Origin of the sequence: Bradyrhizobium sp. (assembly GCF_036735945.1) — a bacterium.
Lineage (GTDB): Bacteria > Pseudomonadota > Alphaproteobacteria > Rhizobiales > Xanthobacteraceae > Bradyrhizobium.
In genome coordinates this window covers 89,755-115,512 of record NZ_DAINNI010000003.1, presented here as the reverse complement: position 1 = coordinate 115,512, position 25,758 = coordinate 89,755, and the positions used below count along the sequence as shown (strand labels likewise).

Genomic DNA, 25,758 nt, shown 5'->3' with positions numbered 1-25,758 from the left:
GAAGCAAGGCTGCCGCCTTGCCGCTGATGTTTCGAGGTCCTGTTCTCCCCGCGACCTGCTTGAATCCCGTGACGGGTTGCGACAGAGTTGCTGCGATCCCCACCCGTGCGTTATTTCAAATGAAAACTGAATCAACGATCGAGACCCAATGAGATCTCTTGTTTCGCTTGCGCTCCTGTCGTGGAGCCTCCTGATGACATTTCCCGTATTCGCCCAACTGAAGGGCAACCCTGACAACGTTTGCCGGAGCGGTTACTTCCCGCGTGAGAGCAAGGACTACAGGCTGGCAAAGATCAAGGCCGCGGCCGGCGACAAGATCCATTTCTACGGCGATGATAACGAGCGTTGCCCGGACGACCAGACCTGCCGTCTGAACACCTATGTCATTCGGAACGATGAAGTTATCGTTTCTCGAACGTTTGGTAAGTTCGCATGCGGCTGGTTTCAGCCTCGCAGGGGCACCGAAACAGTGGGATGGATCCAGACCGACAGCCTTGCGTGGCGGGAGAACATCCGACGACCGACAGAACGGGACTGGCTGGGCGAATGGCGCAGTTATGACAATTACATTCGCATCTCAAAATCGAAAGAGCTCGGAAAGCTGGTCATAAGGGGGCAAGCGACGTGGGGTTCGGGCAGTCGTAGCCATTCCGGGGAGTTCGACTACGAAGCAAAGCCTGTCGGCCAAACAATCAACGCCGGCGACGGGACGGACGAGCTCGATTGCCAGGTCGCCATGCATCTCGTCGGCAGGTTTCTGGTTGTCGGTGACAATCTTCATTGCGGCGGCGCGAACGTGTCGTTTTCAGGGATATACCAAAAGAAATCCAGGCGATGAGGCACTGGACGAAGCCGATGGTCGGGACCTCTGTTTCCGGGAAGATCAGACCGCCGCCGGTCGCCACGGTCTGAAATTTTCGAACCCGGCCAACCGCTCCAGCGTTCGAAAATTGCGCTACGGCAAAAATTTTCATACTCGTGTGATCAAAAAATTTGACGCGCTGACCTTTCTCTGCGCTTAGATTCCCTTATTGGTCGCGAGTTGATTGCCCGCACTCCTGAGAACCGTCATGCGCAAGGTATGCACACACATCGCAGAGATTGCCGTACGCGCCCGGCCGCTTGCCCGGCTGGCCGATTGGCCGTGCATGTCTGTGATGACGCAGGGTTCCAATTTTCAGCTCGATGGTGAGCTGATCCGCAAAGCAAGAGCGTAATTCTCGGCGCTGGGCCGCTCCCTCCGCCGAACCGGCAGGAGGGCAGGATGAACGCCCGCAACGACGTCAAAAGACCATTCGATCAGACCGTGGACGCGAAGCCCCTGCTGGCCGCAGTTCAAGTGCGATTTGCCGCGCGGGTTGATTTGCTCGTGGCCCGGTGGCTCGAGCGCTGCGCCACGAATATCGAGGGCGGACAACGGTTGTTCGACACCGATCGGAAGCCCGCAAGTGCGGGATAGACTCGAACGTTGTCGTCTCATCTGCGCTTCGCGATGAACAACCATGACGAGACAGGCGCGGCTCGGGGAAGCGTCAGGGGATGGAGAGAGGCTGCCGGCATGGCAGCCTCTCTTGCTCCATTGCAGATTACCGCGTTGATCCGATACATCTCAAAGTCGGCTTCTTCTTTGCGGTGCACGATTACGCGCGCTTCAAGAACTAGACGCTCCCCTCACGATCCCTCAAACAAGTGGAGGCAAACCCAATCATGCCAGACACGCGGTTGAACCTCTATCGCGCTTCCTTCACATTGCTTGTTCTCGTTGTTTGTGCGTCGCATGGCGCGCTGGCGCAGGTCCTCACGCCGTTCCGCTACGAGGCCCAGGCGCAGCGAAATTGCCCCGGTGATGAGGTCGTCTGGCTCGATTTCAAGCGTGAGCGCTACTACACGAAGAACCAGAAGCGTTATGGGCTGGGATTTAACGGTAGCTTCGTGTGCCTAACCGAGGCTCGAAACAGTGGCTACCGGCGATCGCCGCTCGGGCTAAGGTAAACTGGAACCGCGAGCCGGGTCGACCCTTTGCGGGTCGGCGGTTGCTAGTCCAGCTTCAGCACCAGATGGACCGTCTGGGGGTCGCGGCGTGCGGCCGGACGAAAGCCGAATTTCCCGAACACCTTCAGCATCGCAGCATTTTCGGGCAGCACCTCCGCCGTCAGTTCATGCAAGCCGGCTGACTTCGCGATCTTGACGAGATGGCGCATCAGGAGCGAGCCGATGCCATGGCCCTGCCATGCGTCGATGACGACAAAGGCCATCTCGGCCCGACCAGGCTCGAAGACGATGTAGCGGCCGCCGCCGACAATGACCTTGTTGCCGCCGTCTTCCGCGACCGCGACGATCGCAACATGGTTCTTGAAATCGACATCCATGAAGAAGGCGCGTTCCTTGTCGGAGAAGTGGCGCTTCATGACAAAGAAGCGGCGCTGCAGCGATTGGGGGCTGGTCTTTTCGATCGCCGCGAGCATGCCGGCCTCGTCCTCGTGCCTGAGAGCACGGACTTCGATCGGCCTGCCGTCGCGGAGATGTTCTGATGCAGCGTAGTCGACGGCCTCGGGCATTGCGCCTCCTGGTTCGGAAAGCGACTGCGTTGTTCGTGCGGGTATGATCAAGGCAGCGCCGGGTTCCGCTCCCTTGATCTGGATCAAGGCTCCTTGTGCAACCCAGTCTGCCGATGCGGCGATCAGCGACCCGGCCTCGAACATTGACCTAAATCAACGCTTCGATCGGGTGAACTCGGTTGATTGAGCTTCCCGACAACTTGAGGGCCGAAACATGCCGACGGAAAATGCAATCCTGCCGGGCGGCCCCATGTCCGGGCTCGTCGCTTCGGCCGTGGAATATATGGTGGATGCCGGGCAGCGCAGCGTGCTGTTGCTCGACGTCATGCGCCAGCGCGGCGACCAGTATCGCGAGCACGTCGCGCAGACCGCGCCGCATGTGCTGAGCTATGCCGCGGAACTCATCATCGATGGCCGCAAGCTGGAGCAGCCGGTCAACTACGCGCTGGTGCGGATCATCCCGCCGAAGGGCGTCGAGATCGATCTGAAACGCCGGCCGTTCGTCGTGGTCGACCCCCGTGCCGGGCATGGCCCGGGTATTGGCGGATTCAAGGCCGACAGCGAGATCGGGGTTGCGATGAAGGCAGGCCATCCCTGCTATTTCATAGGCTTCCTGCCCGAGCCGATGCCGGGCCAGACGATCGAGCGCATCGCGCGCGCCGAGGCCATCTTCATCGAGAAGGTGATCGAACGGCATCCGGAGGCCGACGGCAAGCCTTGCGTGATCGGTAACTGCCAGGCCGGCTGGGCCGTGATGATTCTCGCCTCGCTGCGGCCCGAACTGTTCGGCCCGCTGGTCATCGCCGGCGCGCCGCTCGCCTATTGGGCCGGCGTGCACGGCAAATATCCGATGCGCTATTCGGGCGGGCTGCTCGGCGGAAGCTGGCTGACCGCTCTATCCAGCGATCTCGGAGGCGGCAAGTTCGACGGCGCCTGGCTGGTGCAGAACTTCGAAAACCAGAATCCGTCCAACACGCTGTGGACCAAGCAATACAATGTCTACTCCAAGGTCGATACCGAGGCCGACCGCTATCTCGACTTTGAACGCTGGTGGGGCGGGCACGTCAACCTGAATGCGGAGGAGATTCAATTCATCGTCGATGAACTCTTCATCGGCAACAATCTGGCCGCCGGCCGCGTCAAGATGTCCGACGGCACGGCAGTCGACCTCCGCAACATCCGTTCGCCGATCGTGGTGTTCTGCTCCAAGGGCGATAACGTCACCCCGCCGCAGCAGGCGCTGCACTGGATCCTCGATCTCTATGCCAATGTCGACGAAATCAGGGCATATGGGCAGACCATCGTCTATACGGTGCATGAGACGATCGGCCATCTCGGCATTTTCGTCTCCGGCGGCGTAGCCAAGAAGGAACACGCTGAGTTCTCCAGCAATATCGACCTGATCGATGTGCTGCCGCCCGGCCTCTATGAAGCGACGTTCGAGGCGAGGGGAGACAGCACCGTCAACGATGAGTTCGCGGTCGGGCAGTGGGTGATGCGCTGCGAGGCGCGGACGCTGGACGACATTCGCGCCATGGGCGGCAACTCGCCGGAGGATGAGCGCCGCTTCGAGACCGCCAAGCGCGTCTCGGAAATGAACCTGGCGGCCTACCGGAAGTATCTTCAGCCCTGGATCAAGTCGACGGTGACGCCGCAAATGGCCGAGATGATGCGCAACTGGCATCCGCTGCGGGTGCAGTACGAGGCGTTCAGCAGCCATAATCCCTGGATGCGGGCCGTGGAGGAAGTGGCTGAGAAGGCACGCGAGGAGCGCAAGCCGGTCGCCAGGGACAACCCCTTCCTGGAGTTCCAGGAAAGGCTGTCGAAGCAGATCGTCAATTCGCTCGACCAATGGCGGGACTCGCAGGAGGCGCTCAGCGAAGCGATGTTCCTTTCGATCTACGGTTTTCCCGCATTGCAGGCCGCCGTCGGGGTCGATCCACAGTCGGTGCCCTCGGGCCGGCGCGAGATGGATCCGAAGCATCGTGCGCTGCTGCAGGCGCGCATCGCCGATCTGAAGTCGAAGATCGAAACCGGCGGCTTGCAGGAAGCCGGCGTGCGGGCGCTGCTCTATGTCGGCTCAGCCCGCGGCATGGTGGACGAGCGCAGCCTCGAGGCGTTGCGGCGGTTGCGCCAGGCGGACGTATCAGCGCGGCTCACGCTGGCCGAGTTCAAGATGCTGGTACGGGAGCAGTTCTTCATGCTGCTGCTCGACCGTGATGCCGCGCTCGCCGCGATCCCGAAACTCCTGCCTGACAACATGGATGAACGGCGGCGGGTGTTTTCGTTGATACAGGATGTCCTCTCGGCCAGCGCCGAGATTTCGGGTGAAGTGGCGGCTCGCCTGAAGCAGGTCTCGGGCCTGTTCGGACTGGATGCGGCGGGCGGCGCGCCGAAACTCCGGCGCGTCACCTCATGACCGCGCGCCGGAGTTCCAACGGGTCCGCTCAGTAGATTCCGGTGAGGTAAAACACCCCGATTGCGACGAACACCGCGGCCGTCTTGGTCATGGTGATCACGAACACGTCCTTGTAGGCCTGCCTGTGCGTGAGACCCGTGACGGCCAGGAGGGTGATGACCGCGCCATTGTGCGGCAACGTGTCCATGCCGCCGCTCGCCATCGCTGCGACGCGGTGAAATACTTCGAGTGGAATGTTCGCCTCTTTCGCAGCGGCGATGAAGGTGTCGGACATGGTTGCGAGCGCAATGCTCATGCCCCCGGAGGCCGATCCGGTTATGCCGGCAAGCACGGTCACCGTGACGGCTTCGTTGACCAGCGGATTGGGAATTGAGCTGAGCAGGGCGGATACCGATTTGAAGCCGGGCAGGAGCGCGATGACGCCGCCAAACCCGTATTCGGAGGCCGTGTTGAGCGAAGCGAGCAGGGCGCCGGCCACCGCTGCCTTGCTCCCGTCAGCGAACCGCCCAAGCACCGGACGCCAGGCGAACACGAAGACGGCTAGGATGCCAAGCAGCAACGCGCCCTCGACGGCCCAGATCGCGGCAACCGAGCCGACCTGGGTCACGATCGGGTGGCTTCCGAGCGTGATTTCATGCCTGGCGCCATAGGCGCGCGGTATCACGAATGTCAGCACGAAATTTGCGATGCCGACAACCACGAGCGGCAACATGGCTATCCAGGGATTCGGCAAGTCCTTGTCTTCGAACGGCTCCGGCTCGTTGAGAAGCTCGGTGCCATAGCCTTCTCCCCGGCGCTGCGCGGCCTTGCGGCGGCTCTCGATATAGGTAAGGCCCACGACAAGCACAAAGATGCTTCCGATGATGCCGAGCACCGGGGCCGCCCACGTCGTCGTATTGAAGAAGGTCGTCGGGATGATGTTCTGGATTTGCGGCGTTCCCGGCAGCGCATCCATCGTGAAGCTGAATGCGCCGAGCGCGATGGTGGCAGGGATCAGGCGTTTCGGAATGTCGCCGGCGCGAAACATCTCCGCCGCGAACGGGTAGACAGCGAACACCACGACGAACAGTGAAACGCCGCCATAGGTCAGGATCGCGCAGACGATCACGATCGACAGCACCGCGCGGTCCCTGCCCAGGACGCCGATGACGGCCGCCACGATCGACTTGGAAAAGCCGGAGAGCTCGATGACCTTGCCGAAAACAGCGCCGAGCATGAATACCGGAAAGTAGTTTTTGATGAAGCCGACCATCTTCTCCATGAAGACGCTGGAGAACATTGGCGGAACCAGCGATGGATCGGTGAGCAGCACGGCGCCGAGGGCGGCGATCGGGGCAAACAGGATCACGCTGTAGCCGCGATAGGCCACCAGCATGAGGAATGCCAATGCGCCCAATACGATGAGCAGATCCACGACGAACCTCCCCTGGTTGACTTGGCGAACCCGACCTGATCAGGCGGTCGACGTGAGTATGGTCATGCGTTCGCGCTCCAATTCGCCGATGATCCTGGCGTGGTGAGAAACGGCTTCGCTCATCAGCTCGCGAACCGAGATGACCCCGATCAGCGCGCCGTTCTCGGTGATCGGCAGATGACGAATGCCGTGCTCGTGCATCAGCTTCAGGCAGTCGGCATACGTCTTGCCGATGTCCACCGTAACGACGTCCCGGACCATGATCTCGGAAACAGGAGTCGTGCCCGCGGGCTTGCCCACAAGCACCAGCCGCCGCACGCAGTCGCGCTCGGAAAGCACGCCGGCGATTGCCTGGTTATCCAGGACCACGACGAGACCGATATGCTTGTCGGCCATGAGCTGCATGGCCGACAGCGTGCTATCGCCGGGACCGACGGTCCACAGCCCCTTCGGCTTGGCGGCAAGGATCTCGCGCAGCGGCCGATAGGTGAGAATTTGCTCGGGACGTCTGAGTGGATGATCCATGAGCATCACCTGCGCTTTCAAGAGGCTGAGGCTGTCAGCTTGCGAAGCGGCGAGGTGAGCCCGTTGATCTATGTCAAGCGATCAACCGCAGGTCGTCGTGCGCTGCGATACGAATTCTTGGACGCCGCCCGGGGCCGCTACCGGGAGTCGCCGAACGCCGCCCGATAGATGGTCCAGTAAACGGCGCCGACAAACCCGGCACCGCCCACGATATTGCCGAGCGTTACCGGAACGAGGTTGTGGATGATCCCTGATATCGTGATGAGCGACGCGTCGAAGTTCGCCGGAGCGTGTCCGGTTTGCACATGCAGCCAGGCCAGCGGCAGGAAATACATGTTGGCCACGCAATGCTCGAAGCCGGCGGCGACAAAGCCGGAAATCGGAAGTATCACGGCAATCACCTTGTCGGTGACGGAACGGCCGGCATAGGCAAGCCAGACTGCGGCGCAGACGAGTACGTTGCAAAGGATGCCCTTGAAGAACAGCGTGACGCCATCAGGACGGATCTTCCCGGCTGCCGTATTCAATACCGACAGGCCGATGCGGCCGTCGTTCATGTCGAGATGATGGGAATAGTAGACCAGGACAATAAGCCCAAGCGCTCCGATGAAGTTGCCTACCCAGACGACGGCCCAGTTGCGCAGCATCGTGCCCGTGGAAACCTTGCCGCTTGCCCAGGCCATCACGATCAGGTTGTTGCCGGTGAACAGCTCGGCTCCGCCGATCAGGACGAGCAGCAGTCCGAGGGAAAAAACCAGTCCGCCGAGGACGCGTGCCGTTGCGAAGCCGAGCGTCGGGTCGCTGGCCACGATGGTATAGTACAGCGCACCGAAGCCGATGCCCCCGCCGGCCACGACCGCCAGCATGAAGGATACCGGAAACGGGAAATTGGCCTTCTTCACGCCAACCTTCTCGACAGCCTCCTTCATTTCCGCAGGACTGTAGGCCTGCAAGTTGAAGATTGGCGGCTGTGGCGCGGGCGTCGGATCAGCCATCTGGATCTTCCTGCTCGCTCCGGCTTGGCCGTTACCCGCCCGCGCTGCCGAGCGCCAGGAGGCCGACGATCTGCACGGCGATCACTTTCACCAGGGTCATCGACGGAAAGATCATGGCGTAACCGATATCCGGCCGTTCCGTCGGCGCCATCTTGGTCGAGTAGACGAGAATGGCGGGGTTGCCGGTTGCACCCGATGCGATACCGACGAGATCGTCATACGGGATCCGCATGACGTAGTGACCGACCAGCAGCACAATCGCGACCGTGATCAGCAGGACGGCAGCTCCGATGAACAGCATGGTGAAGCCGGACTCCGCGACGGTGCGGACAAAGGGTTGGCCCGCATTGACGCCGACGGTGGCAAGGAACATCGCAAGCCCGAAATTGCGCAGGACGATGTTCGCCGGCAGCGGCATGGTCCAGAGCATGGGTCCGGTGCGGCGCAGCTTGCCGAGGATGAGGGCGACGATCAGCGGTCCGCCGCCGATCCCCAGCGTCACGATGCCGACGCCCGGAATCGGGATCGGTATCAGGCCGAGCAGGACGCCCAGCACCATCCCGAGGCCGAGGGATACATAGCTGAATTCGGCGGTCGCCTTCACCGAGTCGCCGAAGTGCTTGCGAATGTCCTCCTTGCGGTCCGGCGGCGTCAACACGCCGACACGGTCGCCGAATTCCAGCATCAGGTCGGGCGTTGGTACGAGGTCGGCATCGTAGCGCCGCACATGCAGCAGGTGGGTCGAAAAGCCCGACGGCATCGGCAGGCTCGCGAGCGGAATTCCCACCACGCCGGCCCTGCCGACGAATACGCGGATGTAGTCGAGATCCGCCCGGTCGCTGGCGAGCCGGCCCGGTTCGAGCTTGCCTAGCTTGGCTGCCGCTGATGCGATCGCTTCCTGACTTTCTCCGACCACGAGCAGGGCATCGCCGGCGGACAGCACCGTATTGCCTGCCGGAACGATGTTCTGGCCGGCCTTGCGCAGCATCGTCACCTGGACCTCGCTGAGGACCGCCTTGTTCAGATCGTCGAGGGTACGCCCGGCGAAGCTGGTGCCGATCGAAATTTCGCCCATGTGGAAGCGCTGGACCTTGGTCGGAAATTTCGGCTTCACGAGCCGGGTCATGAAATAGATGCAAAGGATCGGGCCGATGACCCCGAACGGATAGGCGATCGAGTAGCCAATGGAAGGATCCTTGGTCTTGGTGACGTCGAGCGCGGCCTGTAGCGTCGCCGTGCTGGTCATCGATCCCGCGTAGAGGCCGAGCGTATGGCCGATCTTGATGCCAAAGACCTGTCCAAGACCCAGCGCCACACCGAGGCCCGCCAGACAGGCGATCAGCGCCAGAAGATTATATTTCCGGCCCGAGCCGATAATGCCCTCGAAGAACTGCCGGCCGTAGAGGATGCCGATCCCGTAGAGGAACATGATCAGGCCGGTGAGACCGATCGGGCCGATGATCTGGGCTTTCGGGGCGAACGCGCCGAGGGCAAGTCCCACGAACAGCACGGCGCCGACGCCAAGCGAGAAGCCGAAGATGTTGATCTGGCCGACCAGGTAGCCGACGCCGATGGCGAGAAACGCCGTCAGGATCGGCTGGCTCCCAATGATGTCTCGGGCGAGGTCCAACATGTAACTCTCCGGCAATGGTCTGTTAGCGGGCGTTGCAGCCGGCGTCGCGAAACTGGCCGATGACCCTGTTCGTCAGTTCGCGGGAAGGCGGGGACGTGTCGTAGTGCTTGTAGTCGATGCCCATCGCCTTCCACTTGAACTCACCCATCTGATGGAAGGGCTGAACCTCGACCCATTCGACGTTCTTCATGGGGGCGACGAATTTGGCGATGCCCTCGACATTCGCCGGATCATCGGTCGAGCCTGGCACCAGGGTGAAGCGGACCCAAGCGGGCTTGTTGATCGATGCGAGGCGTTCGGCGAAGCGCAGCGTCGGCGCGATATCGCGTCCCGTCACCTTGCGATAGGTGTCGGGATCGGAGCTCTTGATATCGAGCAGTACGAGATCGAGGACCGAAAGAAAGCTGTCGTCGGCGCGGTCGCCGAGGAAGCCGGATGTCTCGATCGCCGTGTGCAGGCCCATCTGCTTGGCGCCGGCCAAAATGCGCCTGGTGAAGGCGAGCTGCACCATGGGCTCGCCGCCCGATATGGTCAGTCCGCCGCCGAGGCTACGCAGCGACGGAGCGAAGTCGCCAAGCCGGCGCAGCACCTGTTCGACGGAAACATAGGTGCCGTCCTTGAGGTGCCAGGTGTCCGGGTTGTGGCAATAGGTGCAGCGAAGCAGGCACCCGGAGACAAACAGCACGACGCGCAGGCCAGGGCCGTCGTAGCGCGACGAGGACTCGTAGGAATGGCAATATCCGAACGCGCCTTGCTCGTCCTTGAACTTGTCCTCGTCGGGCGCATCGGGAGATACGCCCGTTCGAAGGTCGTGCCGGCTGCCGGATTCGAGTGGCTTGACCGTAGACATGTGAGCTGCCTTTAGATCTGCCCGTGGAAGGTGCGGCTGATGACATCCCTTTGCTGCTCCGGCGTCAGGCGGACGAAGTTGACGGCATAGCCTGACACGCGGATCGTGAGCTGCGGATACTTGTCCGGGTTCTTCATCGCGTCTTCGAGCGTCTCCTTGTCGATCACGTTCAGGTTCATGTGGAACCCGCCGCGGCCGAAATAGACGTCGAAGGCCTTCGCGGCCTCGTCGATCAGTTGAGCTTCGGAGAGGTGCGCCTTCTGCGGCGCGACCGACACGGTGTAGCTGATGCCGTCGAGCGAATCCTTGTAGGGAAGCTTTGCCACCGACAGGCAGGACGCCAGCCAGCCATGGCTGTCGCGGCCATGCATCGGGTTGGCGCCAGGCCCGAACGGCTCGCCCTTGCGGCGCCCGTCCGGCGTGTTGCCGGTCGCCTTGCCGTAGACGACGTTCGAGGTGATGGTGAGCACGCTCTGCGTATGGGTTGCGTTGCGATAGGTCGGATGCTTGCGGATCTTCTCCATGAACCGCGTCACCAGCCCGGAGGCGATCTGATCGACCCGGTCGTCGTTGTTGCCGAATTGCGGCGTCGAGGTGTTGCCTTCGTTCTGGTAATCGACGACGAGGCCCGTGGCATCGCGGACCGCGCGAATCTTGCCGTATTTGATCGCGCTGAGGCTGTCGGCGACGACAGACAGGCCGGCAATGCCAAACGCCATGGTGCGCAGGATGTCGCGATCGTGCAGCGCCATTTCCAGCCGCTCATAAAAATACTTGTCGTGCATGTAATGGATGCAGTTCATGGCGTGCACATAGGTCTTCGCAAGCCACTCCATTGTGGTGTCGAACTTTGCCATCACGTCGTCATAGTCGAGCAAATCGCCCACCACCGGCATGCTCTTCGGTGCGATCTGGTCACCGGACACCTCGTCGCGCCCGCCATTGATGGCGTAGAGCAGGGCCTTTGCGAAGTTGACCCGGGCGCCGAAGAACTGCATCTGCTTGCCGAGCCGCATCGCCGACACGCAGCAGGCGATCGCATAGTCGTCGCCCCAGTACGGGCGCATCAGATCGTCATTCTCGTATTGCAGGGACGAGGTATCCTTGCTGACCTTGACGCAGTAGCGCTTGAAGGGGGCCGGCATGTGGGTGGACCACAGCACGGTGATGTTCGGCTCCGGCGCCGGGCCGAGATTGTAGAGCGTATGCAGCATGCGGTAGCTGCTTTTGGTGACCAGCGCGCGGCCGTCGAGGTCCATGCCGCCGACGCATTCGGTCGCCCAGTAGGGATCGCCGCTGAACAGCGCGTCATAGTCGGGTGTGCGCAGGAAGCGCACGATGCGCAGCTTCTGCACCAACTGGTCCCACAACTCCTGCGCGCCCGCTTCGTCGAGCGTGCCTTCCTTCAGGTCGCGCTCGATATAGATGTCGAGGAAGCTCGAGATGCGGCCGATCGACATGGCGGCGCCGTTGGCTTCCTTGATCGCGCCGAGATAGGCGAAGTAGGTCCACTGGAACGCTTCCTGCGCATTCGCCGCCGGTCGCGTGATGTCGCAGCCGTAGCGCTTTGCCATCTCCGCGAGATCCCCGAGCGCGCGCATTTGCTCGGCCAGTTCCTCGCGCATCCGGATGATTTCATCGGTCGGCCACATGTCGTCGATCTGGGCGCGCTCCTGGCGCTTGACCTCGAGCAGACGGTCGGTGCCGTACAGCGCAACGCGACGATAGTCGCCGATGATGCGGCCGCGGCCATAGGCATCGGGGAGGCCGGTGATGATGCCGGAGCGCCGGCAACTCATGATCTCGGGCGTATAGACATCGAACACGCCGTCATTGTGCGACTTGCGATATTTGGTGAAGGCCTCGTGAACCCTAGCGTCGGGCTCGAAGCCCGCGGCCTTCAGGCCGGTCTCGACCATGCGCAGGCCGCCATAGGGGAAAATCGCCCGCTTGAACGGCTGATCCGTCTGCAGGCCGACGACGACCTCGTTGTCCCGGTCGATGTAGCCGGCCTCGTGCGCCAGCAATGTCGAGGGATTGGCGGCGTCAACCGCCAGCACCCCCTTCTTGCGTTCCTCCGCGAAGTACGGCTGCAGCTTGGCCCACACCGCCTTGGTGCGCGGGGTCGGGCCTGCCAGGAATTTCTCGTCTCCGGAATAGGAGGTGACGTTGCGGACGATGAAGTCGCGCACGCTGATCGAAGTGGACCAGTCGCCCGGTTGGAAGCCCCTCCAGCTATCTGTTGCCGCATCCTTCTTGAGCGCCGCGCTGCCCTTCATCACGAATCTCCCTGGCCGAACGATCCCGTTGGCCTGGCAATTCATTCGATGATCAACCGCGCATCGGTCGCTCGCCAGGCACTTGGGCGATGCTAGTAGGGGCGAGCCGACGCCACGCTTGATCTATGTCAAGCCGCGAAGGCCGTGGGGGCGTGTTCGCGAAAAATTTGTGCAGTCTGTTCGGACGCTTGCGACCAGCGCGCTGGAGTGCTGCTTACGTTGACTTAAATCAAGGTCGCCGGCGGAGCGCGCCTCAATGAATCGACGTGGCGGGTTGAACGCCGCACAAGCAGCGCCGAAACCCAACGTTCAAGTTCCCCAGGCCCAGGATTGGAGCGAGCCAATGAGTGTCACGCCAGCTGCAGCGAGTGGGACGAAATCCAAATATGACCGCCTGATCGCCGCTGCCAAGGGCGTTCCCACGGTGTCGACCATTGTCGTTCATCCCTGCGATGAGAGCTCGCTCCGCGGCGCGATCGGGTCGGCGGAAGCCGACATCATCAAGGCGATCCTCGTCGGTCCGGCCGCCAAAATCAGGGATGTCGCCGCCAGGCACGATTTGAACATCTCGGGCTATGAGATCGTCGATACGCCGCCCACCGAGGCGGCGGCTGCCAGCAAGGGGGTCGAGCTCATCCACGAAGGCAAGGGCGAAGTCCTGATGAAGGGCAGCCTGCACACCGACGAAATCATGCGCGCCGTGACCGCAAAGGATGGTGGGCTGCGCACCGCGCGCCGGATCAGCCACGTCTTTGTCATGGACGTGCCGGCGTATACCGAAACGATATTTGTAACCGATGCCGCGATCAACATCTTCCCCGACCTCGACGTCAAGCGCGACATCATCCAGAACGCCGTCGATCTCTTCAATCAAGCGGGTTTCGGCACAACGCCGCGGGTCGCCATCCTCTCGGCCGTGGAGACCGTCACCTCGAAGATACCTTCCACCGTCGAAGCTGCCGCCCTGTGCAAGATGGCCGACCGCAGGCAGATCACCGGCGCACTGCTCGACGGGCCGCTCGCGTTCGACAATGCGATCGACATGGAGGCGGCGCGGATCAAGGGCATCACGTCGGAGGTCGCGGGCCGTGCGCAGATCCTGGTGGTGCCCGACCTCGAGTCCGGCAACATGCTGGCCAAGAACCTTGCCTATTTTGCCAAGGCGGATGGTGCCGGCATCGTGCTCGGCGCGCGCGTGCCCGTCGTCCTGACGTCACGCGCCGATTCCGCCCGCTCGCGCATGGCGTCGGCCGCGGTGGCGGCCTTGCATGCCGACGCGCGCCGCCGCAAGTCACCCATCGCCGCTGCGTGATCGCCATGGACACGATCCTTGTCGTCAATGCCGGTTCCTCAAGCGTCAAATTCCAGGTGTTCACCGTGGAGGGCGAAGGCCGCCTGCGCCGCCAGATCAAGGGCCAGATGGACGGGATCGGCAGCCGGCCGCGCATGCGGGCAAGCGGACCGAACGGCGATCCGCTGGCCGATCGCGCCTATCCGATCGAGGCTGTCGCCGACGTACCCGCAGCCATGGCGGTTGCCGGCGCCTGGCTGCGCGAGGAGAACAGCATCACGCCGATCGCGGTCGGACATCGTGTGGTCCATGGCGGTCCGGATTTTGCGCGACCGGTGCTGATCGATCATGCCGTGGTGACCAGGCTCGAGCGATATGTCTCGCTGGCGCCGTTGCACCAGCCGCATAATCTGGCGCCGATCCGGACGTTGCTGAACAACTTCCCAACCCTGCCGCAGGTCGCGTGCTTCGATACCGCGTTCCATCGCGACCATGATGCGCTCGCCGATCATTACGCGATCCCGCACCACCTTCATGCCGAAGGTGTCAGGCGTTACGGTTTCCATGGCCTGTCCTACGAGTATATTGCCAGGCGCCTGCCGCAGATTGCGCCTGATATCGCCGGCGGGCGGGTGATCGTGGCCCATCTCGGCAGCGGCGCATCGATGTGTGCGATCAAGGGTGGACGAAGCGTCGAAAGCACGATGGGTTTTACGGCGCTCGATGGCCTTGCCATGGGCACGCGGCCCGGCCAGATCGATCCCGGCGTCGTGCTCTACCTGATCGCCGAAAAGGGCATGTCGGCCCCGGAAGTGCAGAATTTCCTGTATCGTGACTGCGGGCTGAAGGGCCTGTCCGGCGTCAGCAACGACATGCGCGAGCTGGAGAGCAGCGCCGATCCGCGCGCAGCCTTTGCGGTCGATTACTTCGTCTACCGGATCGGCCTCAGCGCCGGCATGCTGGCCGCCGCGCTGCAGGGGATCGACGGCTTCGTATTCACGGCCGGGATCGGTGAGAACTCGTCGTCGATCCGCGCGCGCATAGCGGAGAAATTGGGCTGGCTCGGCGTCACGCTCGATGCGGCGGAGAATGCCCGCCACGCCACCCGGATCTCGCGATCCGACAGCCGCATTCCGGTTTATGTCGTTCCCACCGACGAAGAGCTGATGATTGCGCAGCACACGCTGGCGCTGCTGATGAACCGGCAATCGCCAGACCAGAAACGCGAGAGAGTGTCATGAACATCCCGGTGTTTCCCGAGACCAGTGTCGCGCTGAAAGGCAAGAAGGGACTGATCGTCGGCATCGCCAATGACCAGTCCATCGCGTGGGGTTGCGCCAAGGCGTTTCGCGCGCTGGGCGCCGAGCTTGCGGTGACCTACCTGAATGAAAAGGCCAGGAAGCACGTCGAACCGCTGGCCAAGGCGCTGGAGGCGCCGCTCTTGATGCCGCTCGACGTCATGGTCGAAGGTGAAACGGAGAAGGTGTTCGACAAAATCCAGAAGGAGTGGGGACAACTCGACTTCCTGCTCCATTCCATCGCCTTCTCGCCCAAGGGCGCGCTGCACGGCCGGGTGGTCGATGTCGACCGCGAAGGCTTCCGGAAAACCATGGACGTGTCCTGCTGGTCGTTCATGCGCATGGCGCATCTGGCGGAACCTTTGATGAAGAACGGCGGCACCATCTTCACCATGACCTATTATGGCAGCCAGATGGTGGTGAAGAACTACAACGTGATGGGTGTCGCCAAGGCCGCGCTTGAAGCCGCGGTGCGCTACATCGCGGCCGAACTCGGCCCCAAGGGCATCCGCGTCCACGCGATTTCGCCGGGGCCGCTCGCGACCCGCGCGGCGTCGGGCATTCCCGAGTTCGACGAACTGATGGACAAGGCGCAGTCGCAGGCGCCGGCGCGCAGCCTGGTCAGTATTGACGATGTCGGCAAGGCGACCGCTTTCCTCGCGCTCGACGGCGCCAAGCTGATCACCGGCAGCGTGCTCTATATCGACGGCGGCTACCACATCATCGATTGAGGGCGATCGCAGCGATATCGTCCGCGGCGCCTTCGGCTCACAGCTTCATTACCGAGACTTCGTCGGGAATGACGAGTTCGGCTTCAGTGACCGCCAGAACCTCTGCGACCTCGATGCCGGGTGCCGTCTCCACCAGCGTGGCCCGGCCGTCGGGAAAGGCAATGACGGCCATATCGGTCACGACCATGTCGACGGGACGTGCCGATGTCAGCGGCAAGCTGCATTTGGCGACGATCTTCGACTTGCCCTTGGCCGCATGCTGCATGGCGACGATGACGCGCTTGGCACCGGTCACGAGATCCATCGCGCCGCCCATTCCCGGCACCATCTTGCCCGGAATCATCCAGTTGGCGAGGTGACCGCCAGCATCGACCTGCAGGCCACCCAGTACCGTGATGTCGACGTGACCGCCGCGGATCAGGCCGAACGACATCGCGCTGTCGAATATCGCAGCACCAGGCAGCGCGCTAATCGGCCTGCCGCCGGCATCGGTCAGCAGCGGATGCGCCATGCCCTGTTCCGGGATCGGCCCGGTGCCGATCAGCCCGTTCTCGGACTGAAAGAATACGTTCAGTCCTGCGGGTACGTAGTTGGCCACCAGCGTCGGAATGCCGATGCCGAGATTGACGAGATTACCGGAGCGAAGCTCCTGCGCCACGCGGCGGGCGATGATGGTCTGTGCATCCATGGGTCACCCGTTCGCGACGAGGTAATCGACCAAGGGACCGGGCGTCACGACATGATCCGGGCCGATCACGCCGACCGGCACGATGTGCTCGGCCGTGACGATCACGGTATCGGCGGCCATCGCCATCACGGGATTGAAGTTGCGCGCCGTCAGCGCATAGGAGAGGTTGCCGACATAGTCGGACAGAAAGGCATGTACCAGCGCGAAATCGGCGCGCAGCGCGGTCTCGAGCAGGAACGTCTTGCCATTGACCTCGATCTTCCGCTTGCCCTGTTCGACGAGCGTGCCGACGCCGGTCGGTGTCAGCACGCCGCCGAGGCCGCAGCCGCCGGCCCGGATGCGCTCGACGAAGGTGCCCTGCGGGATCAGGTCCACCTTGATCTGGTTGGCCAGCATCTGCTGCTGCGCTTTCGGGTTCAGCCCGATATGGGTGCCGATCATGCTCGACACCTGCCCATCGTCGAACAGCTTGCCGACGCCCTTGCCGGGGACGGCCGCGTCGTTGCTGATCAGGGTGATGCCGGATTTCTTCTGCCGCACCAGTTCGTCGAGCAGACGGACCGGCGTGCCGACGGCCATGAAGCCACCGACCATGATGCTCGCGCCGTTAGGGATCATCGCTACGGCTTCTTCGGCGGAAACGGATTTCATGGTCGGACTCCGGCATGCGATCGGAGGTGTCTTCGCAAAAATGGCACCCCGCCGCGCATCGTCACCTTGATCTGCGTCAAGGCTCTGGTTCCTCGTGCGCGACATTGAAACCGATGGCCCAAGGAAGGAGAACGCGATGTCAGAGCAAGCGATGTCCCCAGAAGGCATTCGAACCATGCTGGCCGAAAATCTCGACCGGCTTCGGAAGGCCAATGCGGATTATTTTCAGATGCTGGAGAAGAACCTGCCTTCGGCGCAGTTGCCCATTGGCGGTCACGCCAAACAATATTTTGACCTCATGCAGCGCAACGTGACCGCGACCTTCGACCTCTGCGACAAGCTGATCAAGTCAAAGGACGTGAAGGATTCGATGAAGATCCAGTCCGAATTTTTCCAGGACCAGATGCGTACAATGACTGATCAGGCGAGGAATTTGGGCGAGTCCACCATGAAGGCGATGACGGGAGCATTCGCGCCCAAGAGCAGCTAAATGGGCAGAGCGAAACCCCCGCGGACGCTCACCCCTCAATGACCGATGCATTGGAGGAAGCAGTCCGCGGGTCGCCGCGCTGGCTGGCCGATAGCTCACTGAAAAAGTCAACCATCCCAGCTGATGGTGACACCGATGTCGCCGGGCACGCCGCCGGAAAAATCGACGATCTGGTAGCGGATGCGGTAGCCGCGCGGCTGCAGGTAATCCGACCAGAGTTGGAAGATTTCCTTTGGAATGCCCGTCAGCGTCGTTTCCCATCCCTTTTCCATCTGGTTGATGGCGCGGCCGCGGTCGGTGCAGAGCGAATTCGGGAAACGATAGACTTCGACCTCCGACAGCCCGTTGCGCACCGCGCGCTGGATCACGGTGGCGGCGAGCTTGACCTTTTCATCTTCTGACAGCCCCGAGGGTTGGGCGAGCTTGTCGATCAGCTTTTGCTTTTCGGCGTCCGCTGCTGCCCGTTTCTTGGCGTGTTCCTCGGCCTTCTGGGCTTCCTTCAGGGCGGCCTCTTTCTGGATCTGTTTCGCGTTCGGAATCAGGTCGTCGATCTTCGCAGCCATGTTGCAAACCTCTCCTCGATACCGCTGATACTTTGATCAAGGTTACGGCCGAGGCTGGCTGGCGACCCTTGATTTGAATCAAGCCGATCCGGGACCTCAGGCGGAATTCTTGGCCGTGCCAGACATGGGGGGCCGCGTGCGACCTATTCGACAGCTTCTCGCTGGAGAGGACGAAATCCAGCTCGCGGTCCGGCTCGCGCTGCTGGCGCTGCTGATCTACTGGTCGTTCGTCGTGCTGCGGCCGTTCATCCCGATCCTCGCCTGGAGCGTGGTCCTGGCCGTCGCGCTTTATCCGGTATTCAGGTGGCTGTCGGGTCTGCTTGGTGACCGCCCGAAGCTGGCGGCGACGGTTCTGACCCTTATCAATCTTGGCATCGTCATCGGCCCCGCGACGTGGCTTGGCCTCGGCGCCGTGGAGGGGATTCGCGGATTTGCCGCGCAGCTTGAGGCCGGCACGCTAACGGTCCCGACGCCGCCCATTGGCGTCAAGGACTGGCCGGTCATCGGCCCGCAGCTTGCCGTCCTCTGGGACCAGGCCTCGACCAATCTTCGTTCGGCGCTGCGCGAGTTCGCTCCGCACCTCAAGCCGATGGCCGGCACGATGCTGGGCCTTGCCGGCGGCGCCGGGGTCGGAACGTTCAAGTTCCTGGTCGCGGTCGCGCTCACCGGCTTCCTGCTTCCGGCCGGGCCGCGGCTGGTGGCGGCCAGCGAGCGCTTCCTGTCCCGCGTGGTCGCCGACCGGAGCGAGAGTTTTCTGGTGCTGGCGGGCGCGACCATCCGCTCGGTCGCGCAGGGCGTGATCGGCATTGCCGTCGCGCAGGGGCTGGTGATCGGGATCATCCTGAAACTGGCCGACGTCCCAAAGGCGGGGCTGCTGGCCTTCGCCGTGATGATGCTCGGCATCCTTCAGATCGGATCGGCCGTCATCGTGATTCCCGTTCTGATCTGGGTCTGGGTGACCAAGTCCGTTGCGGTGGCGCTCCTGATCACGGCGTGCCTGCTGCCGGCCTCACTCGCCGACAATGTGTTAAAACCGATCGTGATGGGACGCGGCCTGACCACGCCATCGCTCGTCATCTTCCTCGGTGTCATCGGCGGCACGCTGGCGCACGGCATTGTCGGCCTCTTCATCGGGCCGATCATCCTGGCGGTGGCCTGGGAATTGCTGACGGCATGGGTCCGCGACGACGGGGCGAAGGCGCCCGCGGCCGCGGTTGCGCACCCGACCGCGCTCCAGGACAACGCGTGAGGCCGCAGCCCCGCTCGACCGGGCCGCTCAGTTCTGCAGGTCGAAGCTTGCCAGCTTTTCTCGGTCGCGGAGCACGATCTGGCGCTGGTTGTTGCCGATGAAATCGAGGATCTGAAGACCGTGCAGCCGCGACAATGCGCGCGACACGGTTTCCAGCGTCAGTCCGAGATAGTCGGCGATGTCACGCCGGCACATCGGCAGCGCGAGAACGCCGGCGGCGGTCGATCGCCGGTCCATCTCGATCAGGAAGGCCGCGACGCGCTCCAGCGACGTCTTGCGTCCGAGCAGCAGCATATGGTCCTCGGCGTGTCGCAAATTGGTGGTGGTCATGCTGAGCAGATTGCGCGCAACGGCCACGTCGTGATCGGCGACGAGTTCGAGGCTGCGCCGCTTCATCAGGCGCACGGTGGTATCGATGATGGCCTCGGCGGTGAAGCGGTGATCGGTTCCGATCTCCAGTCCGAAGATGTCGCCGGCAAGATGGAAGGCGCCGATCTGGCGGCGGCCATCCGAGAGCAGCTTGTAACTCCGTACCGCGCCGCTCACGACCTGGTAGACATAATCGGCCGGCTCCCTCTCGCCGAAGATTTCCGTCCCCTTCTTGTAGCTGAATTCATTCAAATTGACCCGTCGCGATAAATCATTCTGGACGGGGCTCTCTCCGAAAATTCCCGGAAACTCGGTGGCTGTGTCGCTAAAGCGGGCAAACATGGACCATCTCCTTCGAAGGGTGGTGGCCTCGATTTTCGTACTCCCAAATGCGACGCCGCTGTCGCATCCCGCGAAAACCCACGCACAATGCAGGCATTCTCCCGATCAGCGCCGGGCGGTCCATTGTCCCAAAGGACAGGTTAACCTTAAGGTGCGGCGGCGGAGAGATGTGTGTCAATATGACTGCCACGTCCCGGTTTGACGGCAACTGCAGGTTTTCCCCGAAATAGCAGGGTGTTAGGATTGGATTGTTAGTTGGTTTCGCCTGCAACTCGATGGGTCCCAGGCGCATGATCAAGGCAATTGCGGCTAGAGTGTTTATTGTTGGTTTGTTCGCGCTGCTGCTGCCTGCTTGTCTGACCGCGCAGGAAGGGCGGCCGCATTCCGTTCTCGTGCTCGACCAGTCGAATCTGCGTGGACCGTTCTATTATGCGCTGTCCGCAGGGTTGCGGGAGGTGTTGGACGCCGATGGGCGCTTCACGACCTACAGCGAGAACCTCGATCTGACGCGGTTCGGCGGAGCGGCCTATGAGGAAGTCCTCAAGCGGTACCTCAAGGAGAAGTACCGGGACAGGAAGATCGACGTCATCGTGGCAAACGGCCCCGGTACGCTTGAATACACCTTGCGCTGGCGCGAGGAGTTATGGCCCGGCACGCCGGTTGTTTTCGCGATGCTGGAGGCAGTCCAACTGGCCAGGCTGGGGTGGCTCGCAAACGTCACCGGGGTGGTCATCAGAAATTCCCTGGCGGATGCGATCACAAGCGCGCGTGCCGTGGTCCCCGCTCTCGACACCATCGTCCTGGTCGGCGACAGCTGGGACCGGCAGTCGCTCTTCCGGCACTGGGGCGATGAGATTCCAGCGGCGACATCCGGCCTCAAGGTGATCGATCTGGTCGGGCTGAAGATGGCGGAGATCCTGAAGCGAGTTGCCGATTTGCCCGAGCGTAGCGCCATCGTCTATTCGGGCGTGTTTTCCGACGGCGCGGGCACCTATTATCCACCGGCCAACGCCCTGCGATTGATCGCCGAAAAGGCCAACCGCCCGATCGTGGTTGGAGCCGAACCACTCCTGGACGCTGGTGCGATCGGCGGACACAGCCTGACGGGGCGCGATATCGGAGCAGACGCGGGCAAACTCGTGCTGCGCATTCTGGGTGGTGAGCAGGCAGGAGATATTCCGCCGATCACACGAGACTCCAGGCCGCTCTTCAACTGGAAGCAGATGCAGCGCTGGAACGTCAGCGAGGCGAGCCTGCCCGCCGGCAGCGAAGTTCGTTTTCACGAACCGACATTCCTCGAACAATACCGCTGGCAGAGCCTGGCCATCGTATCGGCGCTGTTGATCCAGGCGGGGCTGATCACGTTCCTGCTCCATGAGCGCCACCTGCGACAGCACGCCGAAATGGAATCGAACGAGCGGATGACGGAGCTTGCGCATGTCAATCGGCAGGCAACGACCGGCGAACTATCGTCGTCGATCGCCCACGAACTCAATCAGCCGTTGGGATCGATCCTCACCAATGCCGAGACCGCAGAACTGATCCTGCAATCCGACAACCCCGACCTCGGCGAGATCAGGGAGATCCTCGCCGACATCAAGCGCGACGATCAGCGCGCCGGTGAGGTGATCCGCCGCCTGCGCGCTTTCCTCAAGCGCACGCCGTTCGAGACGAGGGATATCGATCTCAACGAGATCATAGGCGAGGTGTTCAAGTTTCTTTCGGTCCAGGCATCGGCGCGCAATGTCGCGCTGTATCTGCAGGCCGCTCCGGGCATGCTGCGCATCAAGGGCGATCCGATCCAGTTGCAGCAGGTGATCCTCAACCTCGTCGTCAACGCCATGGACGCGATGGCGGTACTGCCGTACGGCCGCACCGTCATCTGCCGTACCGAACTGAACGGAGGATCGTCGGCGGTGATCTCGATTGTCGATTCCGGGCCTGGCATACCTGCCGACAAGCTTGCGCAGGTATTCGATCCCTTCTTCACTACTAAAACTCAGGGTATGGGGATCGGGCTTTCCATTGCGCGCACCATCATTCTCGCCCACAAAGGACAGATCTGGGCGGAGAACCAGAGCGGCGGCGGCGCGGCGTTTCATTTCACCTTGCCGCTGGCTGCATAGGAGGAGGGATGCAGGGGCGCGTTCATGTGGTCGACGATGATGCGTCCTTTCGCACCGCGATCGAACGGCGGCTGGCGCTCGCCGGCTATCAGGTCGCGACCTATCCGTCGGCGCAACAATTGCTCGACCACCCGCCCAGCGACGACGAGCCCGGCTGCATCCTGCTGGACGTGCGAATACCCGGCCTCAGCGGGCCTGAGCTGCAGGGCCGCCTCAACGCGCTCGGCTCCACGCTGCCGATCGTGTTCTTGACCGGCTATGCCGATACGCCGACGACCGTGCGCGCCATCAAGGCGGGCGCGGAGGATTTTCTCACCAAGCCGGTGGAGCCGCAAGAGTTGCTTGGCGCCATCGAGCGTGCGATGGCGCGGCACGCTATCTTGCGCGCCGAGCAGCAAAAACTGAAGGAGCTACAGGCGCTGCTGTCCGCATTGACGGCGCGGGAGCGTCAGGTGCTCGATCTCGTCGTGCGCGGCAAGCTCAACAAGCAGATCGCGCATGAGCTCGGAACGACGGAGCGCACCATCAAGGCGCATCGCCATCAGGTGATGGAAAAGATGAAGGTGCAGTCCCTCGCCGAACTGGTCACGATGGCGGAGCGGTTCGGCGTACTCAGGAGTGAACGTTGATGCATCCAAAAGTCGAATGTTGAGATGCGGCCGTATTTGCGGGTGTCCGAAAGGACAATATGAATGTCCTCCGCGGGGAGTAGCCTATCGCGTCGTAGCAGCTGGGAGCCCTGCGGAACGTAAATGAACGGGCGCGGGTTCCTCGGGAACCAGCGTCTGTCTTGCGGGTTTGCCGATAGTCCCGGCCTGTGCCGGTCTATGAACCGAAGGCAAGTTATCGTGGGCCAGAGCAAAGCGGTTTTTGTTGTCGACGACGACCCTTCGATGCTGAAGGGCGTGCGGCGGCTGCTCAAGCAGCATGGCTTTGATACCGTGCCGTTCGAAACAGCAAGAGCCCTGCAGGATCATGATGATTTCACGGAGGCGTTTTGCCTCGTGCTCGACATCAATCTCGGCGATGGATCGGGCATCGAACTGCGCCATCAGCTGGCGGACGCAGGCGTCTTCCTGCCCGTGATCTACATCACCGGGAACGACAGCGATGCGACGCGAATGGCGGCGATGGCTTCCGGCTGTCTGGCCTATTTGACAAAGCCATTCCCCGCGGAGTCGCTGATAGAACCGGTAAGAAGGGCCGCCGCCGGTCTTGGGTAGGGGGCCGGCCTTCGGGCTCTTCTCCGCCTGGCGTGGCACCCTGAGGGCGCCAATTCCGCGGAGCGCTTGATTCAAATCAATCCGGATCGGAGCAGGGGCGGCGCTTATAGCCATCATGAGCGCAGCATACTATCGATGCGAGCCGTTCATCGGCGCGTGTACTGCTAAAAGGCCTTGCTCGGAACGTCCTGTCCGGCGGCGGTGGCGCAGCGCTTAACTAGGGCGCTAGTCATGAAATCGAAGTGGTCAAGGTTTCTTCCACCCGTCGAGTGGCTCGCCGGCTACCATGCCTCGTGGCTGCGACCCGACATCATTGCCGGCGTCACGCTCGCGGCCTATGCGATCCCGGTCTCGCTGGCCTATGCGGCGCTTGCCGGCCTGCCGCCGCAGATCGGCGTTTACGGCTACATGCTTGGCGGCATCGGCTATGCGCTGCTCGGCTCCTCCAGGCAACTGGCGGTCGGCCCGACCTCGGCTATCTCCCTGATGATCGCGGCAACGGTCGGACCGCTGGCGGCCGGCGATGCAGTCCGCTACGCGCAGATCGCAAGCCTGGCCGCGGTCGCGGTCGCGTTGCTCTGCCTGATCGCATGGTTGTTCCGCCTCAGCATGCTCGTGCGTCTGGTCAGCGACAGCATCCTCGTCGGCTTCAAGGCCGGCGCGGGCCTCACCATCATCATGACGCAGTTGCCGAGCCTGTTCGGCGTCGCAGGCGGCGGACGGAATTTTTTCGACCGTGCCGTCAAGCTTGTGAGCCAGCTTGGCGACATGCATATGATCGTTCTGGCGGTTGGCCTTGCTGCGATTGTATTGCTGCTTCTTGGCGCAAGGTTCCTGCCGGGAAGACCGGTCGGGCTTGGCGTTGTCATCCTGTCGATCGTCGTGGCGACGGTCCTTGGGCTGCCGGCACTCGGCGTCGCCGTCACCGGAGAGATACCGAAGGGATTGCCGAGTCTCGCCATGCCGACCTTCGGGTTGCTGGAACCGGACGAACTGTTTCCGCTCGCCGCCGGCATTTTGCTGCTCGCCTATATCGAAGGCGTCTCGGCTGCGCGAAGCTTTGCCGCCAAGCATGGCTATGCCCTCGACGTGCGGCAGGAGTTCCTGGGTCTGGGCGCCGCCAACCTCGCGGTCTCGCTGGGGTACGGCTATCCGGTAGCGGGCGGATTGTCGCAATCCGCCGTCAATGACCAGGCCGGCGCCCGCACGCCGCTCGCCCTGATCATCTGTTCGGTCACGCTGGCGATCTGCCTATTGTTCCTGACCGGCCTGCTGACGAACCTGCCCAAGGCGGTGCTGGCGGCGATCGTCTTTACCGCTGTCTACAAGCTCATCGATGTCGCAGCTCTCGTTCGCATGTGGCGGATCAGCCGGATCGATTTCTATGCGGCGGCGATTGCGCTCGGGTCGGTGCTGCTGCTCGGCATTCTCCAGGGTATCTTGCTGGCCGCGCTCGCTTCCATCTTCCTGCTGCTGGCGCGGGCGTCGCACCCCAACGTGGCGTTCCTCGGCCGGCTGCCCGGCACCGGGCGCTACGCCGACAGCGCGCGAAACCCGGATGTCGAGCCGCTCGCCGGCATCGTCGCGTTCCGTCCCGAAGCGTCGCTGCTCTACATCAACGCCGAAACCGTCCTGGACACGGTGCTCGCAAAGGTCGGTGCGACGCCAGGCACGAAACTGGTCGTCTGCGGTCTCTCGTCGTCCCCGTTCATTGATCTGGCGGGCGCCAGGATGCTGCACGACCTCCATGGCGAACTCGCCGCGCGCGGCATCGCATTCCAGATCGTCGGCGCCCGCGGGCAGGTCCGCGACGTCCTGCAGGCTGACGGGTTGGCGGAAAAGACCGACAGCGCCAACTGGACCCAACGGATGGACAGCGTGCTCGGCGACCTCAGGCCCGCGTGATCTCAAGACCGGCTTTCGTTGACTTGAATCAAGGTCCGCCACTTGAGCCTGCACGAGCATCGCCACGCTCCGTGCAGGTGTCCAAATCCGCCCGGCACAGCATCGCTCGGTTATTCGACGGCGGGGCGGCAGCGCGGCAATTCAAACCGGGCTCAAAAC

Annotated in this window: 24 protein-coding genes; 13 read left to right on the top strand and 11 right to left on the bottom strand. The window is 62.6% G+C overall.

Going from position 1 to position 25,758, the window contains the following annotated elements; all coding sequences use genetic code 11:
• Positions 1 to 193 precede the first annotated feature (193 nt).
• The 3 genes from V7E26_RS02205 (at position 194) to V7E26_RS02195 (ending at position 1,992) form a co-directional block, all read left to right on the top strand.
• A complete protein-coding gene (locus V7E26_RS02205; protein ID WP_324413008.1) occupies positions 194 to 838 on the top strand; it encodes a hypothetical protein in 645 nt (214 codons plus the stop codon).
• Positions 839 to 1,264: 426 nt separating this feature from the next.
• Positions 1,265 to 1,459, top strand: a complete 195-nt coding sequence (locus V7E26_RS02200; RefSeq protein WP_324413006.1) for a hypothetical protein — start codon at positions 1,265 to 1,267, stop codon at positions 1,457 to 1,459.
• Between the two features lie 248 nt (positions 1,460 to 1,707).
• Entirely contained in the window at positions 1,708 to 1,992 is a 285-nt protein-coding gene (locus V7E26_RS02195) for a hypothetical protein (protein ID WP_324413004.1), read from the top strand.
• A 44-nt stretch (positions 1,993 to 2,036) separates the two neighbouring features.
• On the opposite strand, the gene V7E26_RS02190 is transcribed toward V7E26_RS02195, so the two are convergent.
• Positions 2,037 to 2,558, bottom strand: coding sequence for a GNAT family N-acetyltransferase (locus V7E26_RS02190; protein WP_324413002.1), 522 nt, complete (start codon positions 2,556 to 2,558; stop codon positions 2,037 to 2,039).
• A 214-nt stretch (positions 2,559 to 2,772) separates the two neighbouring features.
• Here V7E26_RS02190 and V7E26_RS02185 point away from each other — a divergent pair, with 214 nt between their 5' ends.
• Complete coding sequence (locus V7E26_RS02185; RefSeq protein ID WP_442893341.1) at positions 2,773 to 4,977, top strand: DUF3141 domain-containing protein; 2,205 nt, start codon at positions 2,773 to 2,775, stop codon at positions 4,975 to 4,977.
• A gap of 28 nt (positions 4,978 to 5,005) precedes the next feature.
• On the opposite strand, the gene V7E26_RS02180 is transcribed toward V7E26_RS02185, so the two are convergent.
• The 6 genes from V7E26_RS02180 to pflB form a co-directional block, all read right to left on the bottom strand.
• On the bottom strand, positions 5,006 to 6,391 hold the full coding sequence (locus tag V7E26_RS02180) for a GntP family permease (RefSeq protein WP_324412998.1): 1,386 nt from the start codon (positions 6,389 to 6,391) through the stop codon (positions 5,006 to 5,008).
• Between the two features lie 39 nt (positions 6,392 to 6,430).
• Positions 6,431 to 6,937, bottom strand: coding sequence for a CBS domain-containing protein (locus V7E26_RS02175; RefSeq protein ID WP_324412996.1), 507 nt, complete (start codon positions 6,935 to 6,937; stop codon positions 6,431 to 6,433).
• A gap of 116 nt (positions 6,938 to 7,053) precedes the next feature.
• Complete coding sequence (locus V7E26_RS02170) at positions 7,054 to 7,911, bottom strand: formate/nitrite transporter family protein (RefSeq protein WP_324412994.1); 858 nt, start codon at positions 7,909 to 7,911, stop codon at positions 7,054 to 7,056.
• 31 nt (positions 7,912 to 7,942) lie between these two features.
• Entirely contained in the window at positions 7,943 to 9,544 is a 1,602-nt protein-coding gene (locus V7E26_RS02165; RefSeq protein WP_324412992.1) for an aspartate:alanine exchanger family transporter, read from the bottom strand.
• A gap of 22 nt (positions 9,545 to 9,566) precedes the next feature.
• Positions 9,567 to 10,394, bottom strand: a complete 828-nt coding sequence (gene pflA, locus V7E26_RS02160) for a pyruvate formate-lyase-activating protein (protein ID WP_324412990.1) — start codon at positions 10,392 to 10,394, stop codon at positions 9,567 to 9,569.
• Positions 10,395 to 10,405: 11 nt separating this feature from the next.
• Entirely contained in the window at positions 10,406 to 12,673 is a 2,268-nt protein-coding gene (gene pflB / locus V7E26_RS02155; RefSeq protein WP_324412988.1) for a formate C-acetyltransferase, read from the bottom strand.
• Positions 12,674 to 12,929: 256 nt separating this feature from the next.
• Between pflB and V7E26_RS02150 the strand changes: the two genes are divergently transcribed.
• The 3 genes from V7E26_RS02150 to fabI are packed head-to-tail and all read left to right on the top strand — an operon-like array spanning position 12,930 to position 15,993.
• The gene (locus tag V7E26_RS02150) at positions 12,930 to 13,985 is read left to right on the top strand and encodes a phosphate acetyltransferase (RefSeq protein ID WP_324412986.1); all 1,056 of its coding nucleotides are present in this window, start codon (positions 12,930 to 12,932) and stop codon (positions 13,983 to 13,985) included.
• 5 nt (positions 13,986 to 13,990) lie between these two features.
• Positions 13,991 to 15,205: an acetate/propionate family kinase gene (locus V7E26_RS02145; protein ID WP_324412984.1), complete on the top strand. Its 1,215-nt coding sequence runs from the start codon at positions 13,991 to 13,993 to the stop codon at positions 15,203 to 15,205.
• Positions 15,202 to 15,993: an enoyl-ACP reductase FabI gene (gene fabI, locus V7E26_RS02140; RefSeq protein ID WP_324412982.1), complete on the top strand. Its 792-nt coding sequence runs from the start codon at positions 15,202 to 15,204 to the stop codon at positions 15,991 to 15,993. Before V7E26_RS02145 ends, fabI begins: the two co-directional genes overlap by 4 nt.
• Positions 15,994 to 16,030: 37 nt before the next feature.
• Here the strand turns inward: fabI and V7E26_RS02135 are convergent, their stop codons facing one another.
• Positions 16,031 to 16,681, bottom strand: a complete 651-nt coding sequence (locus V7E26_RS02135) for a 3-oxoacid CoA-transferase subunit B (protein WP_324412980.1) — start codon at positions 16,679 to 16,681, stop codon at positions 16,031 to 16,033.
• A gap of 3 nt (positions 16,682 to 16,684) precedes the next feature.
• Entirely contained in the window at positions 16,685 to 17,332 is a 648-nt protein-coding gene (locus V7E26_RS02130; RefSeq protein WP_324412978.1) for a CoA transferase subunit A, read from the bottom strand.
• A 94-nt stretch (positions 17,333 to 17,426) separates the two neighbouring features.
• Between V7E26_RS02130 and V7E26_RS02125 the strand changes: the two genes are divergently transcribed.
• Positions 17,427 to 17,822 (top strand): phasin family protein, encoded by a 396-nt coding sequence (locus V7E26_RS02125; RefSeq protein ID WP_324412976.1) that lies wholly within the window; start codon positions 17,427 to 17,429, stop codon positions 17,820 to 17,822.
• A gap of 107 nt (positions 17,823 to 17,929) precedes the next feature.
• Here V7E26_RS02125 and V7E26_RS02120 read toward each other — a convergent pair whose 3' ends face one another.
• Positions 17,930 to 18,385 (bottom strand): hypothetical protein, encoded by a 456-nt coding sequence (locus V7E26_RS02120; RefSeq protein WP_324412974.1) that lies wholly within the window; start codon positions 18,383 to 18,385, stop codon positions 17,930 to 17,932.
• A 136-nt stretch (positions 18,386 to 18,521) separates the two neighbouring features.
• On the opposite strand from V7E26_RS02120, the gene V7E26_RS02115 reads away from it, so the two are divergent.
• Positions 18,522 to 19,634: an AI-2E family transporter gene (locus V7E26_RS02115; RefSeq protein WP_324412972.1), complete on the top strand. Its 1,113-nt coding sequence runs from the start codon at positions 18,522 to 18,524 to the stop codon at positions 19,632 to 19,634.
• A 27-nt stretch (positions 19,635 to 19,661) separates the two neighbouring features.
• On the opposite strand, the gene V7E26_RS02110 is transcribed toward V7E26_RS02115, so the two are convergent.
• Positions 19,662 to 20,345: a helix-turn-helix domain-containing protein gene (locus tag V7E26_RS02110; protein WP_324412970.1), complete on the bottom strand. Its 684-nt coding sequence runs from the start codon at positions 20,343 to 20,345 to the stop codon at positions 19,662 to 19,664.
• Between the two features lie 314 nt (positions 20,346 to 20,659).
• Between V7E26_RS02110 and V7E26_RS02105 the strand changes: the two genes are divergently transcribed.
• From V7E26_RS02105 to V7E26_RS02090, 4 genes are all read left to right on the top strand, one after another.
• Positions 20,660 to 22,471: a sensor histidine kinase gene (locus tag V7E26_RS02105; protein WP_324412968.1), complete on the top strand. Its 1,812-nt coding sequence runs from the start codon at positions 20,660 to 20,662 to the stop codon at positions 22,469 to 22,471.
• An 8-nt stretch (positions 22,472 to 22,479) separates the two neighbouring features.
• Positions 22,480 to 23,100 (top strand): response regulator transcription factor, encoded by a 621-nt coding sequence (locus V7E26_RS02100; RefSeq protein ID WP_324412966.1) that lies wholly within the window; start codon positions 22,480 to 22,482, stop codon positions 23,098 to 23,100.
• 219 nt (positions 23,101 to 23,319) lie between these two features.
• Positions 23,320 to 23,694 (top strand): response regulator transcription factor, encoded by a 375-nt coding sequence (locus V7E26_RS02095; protein WP_324412964.1) that lies wholly within the window; start codon positions 23,320 to 23,322, stop codon positions 23,692 to 23,694.
• Between the two features lie 231 nt (positions 23,695 to 23,925).
• Positions 23,926 to 25,599 carry a SulP family inorganic anion transporter gene (locus V7E26_RS02090; protein ID WP_324412962.1) on the top strand — a complete coding sequence of 558 codons (1,674 nt, stop codon included), beginning with the start codon at positions 23,926 to 23,928 and terminating at the stop codon, positions 25,597 to 25,599.
• The last annotated feature ends 159 nt before the right edge of the window (positions 25,600 to 25,758 follow it).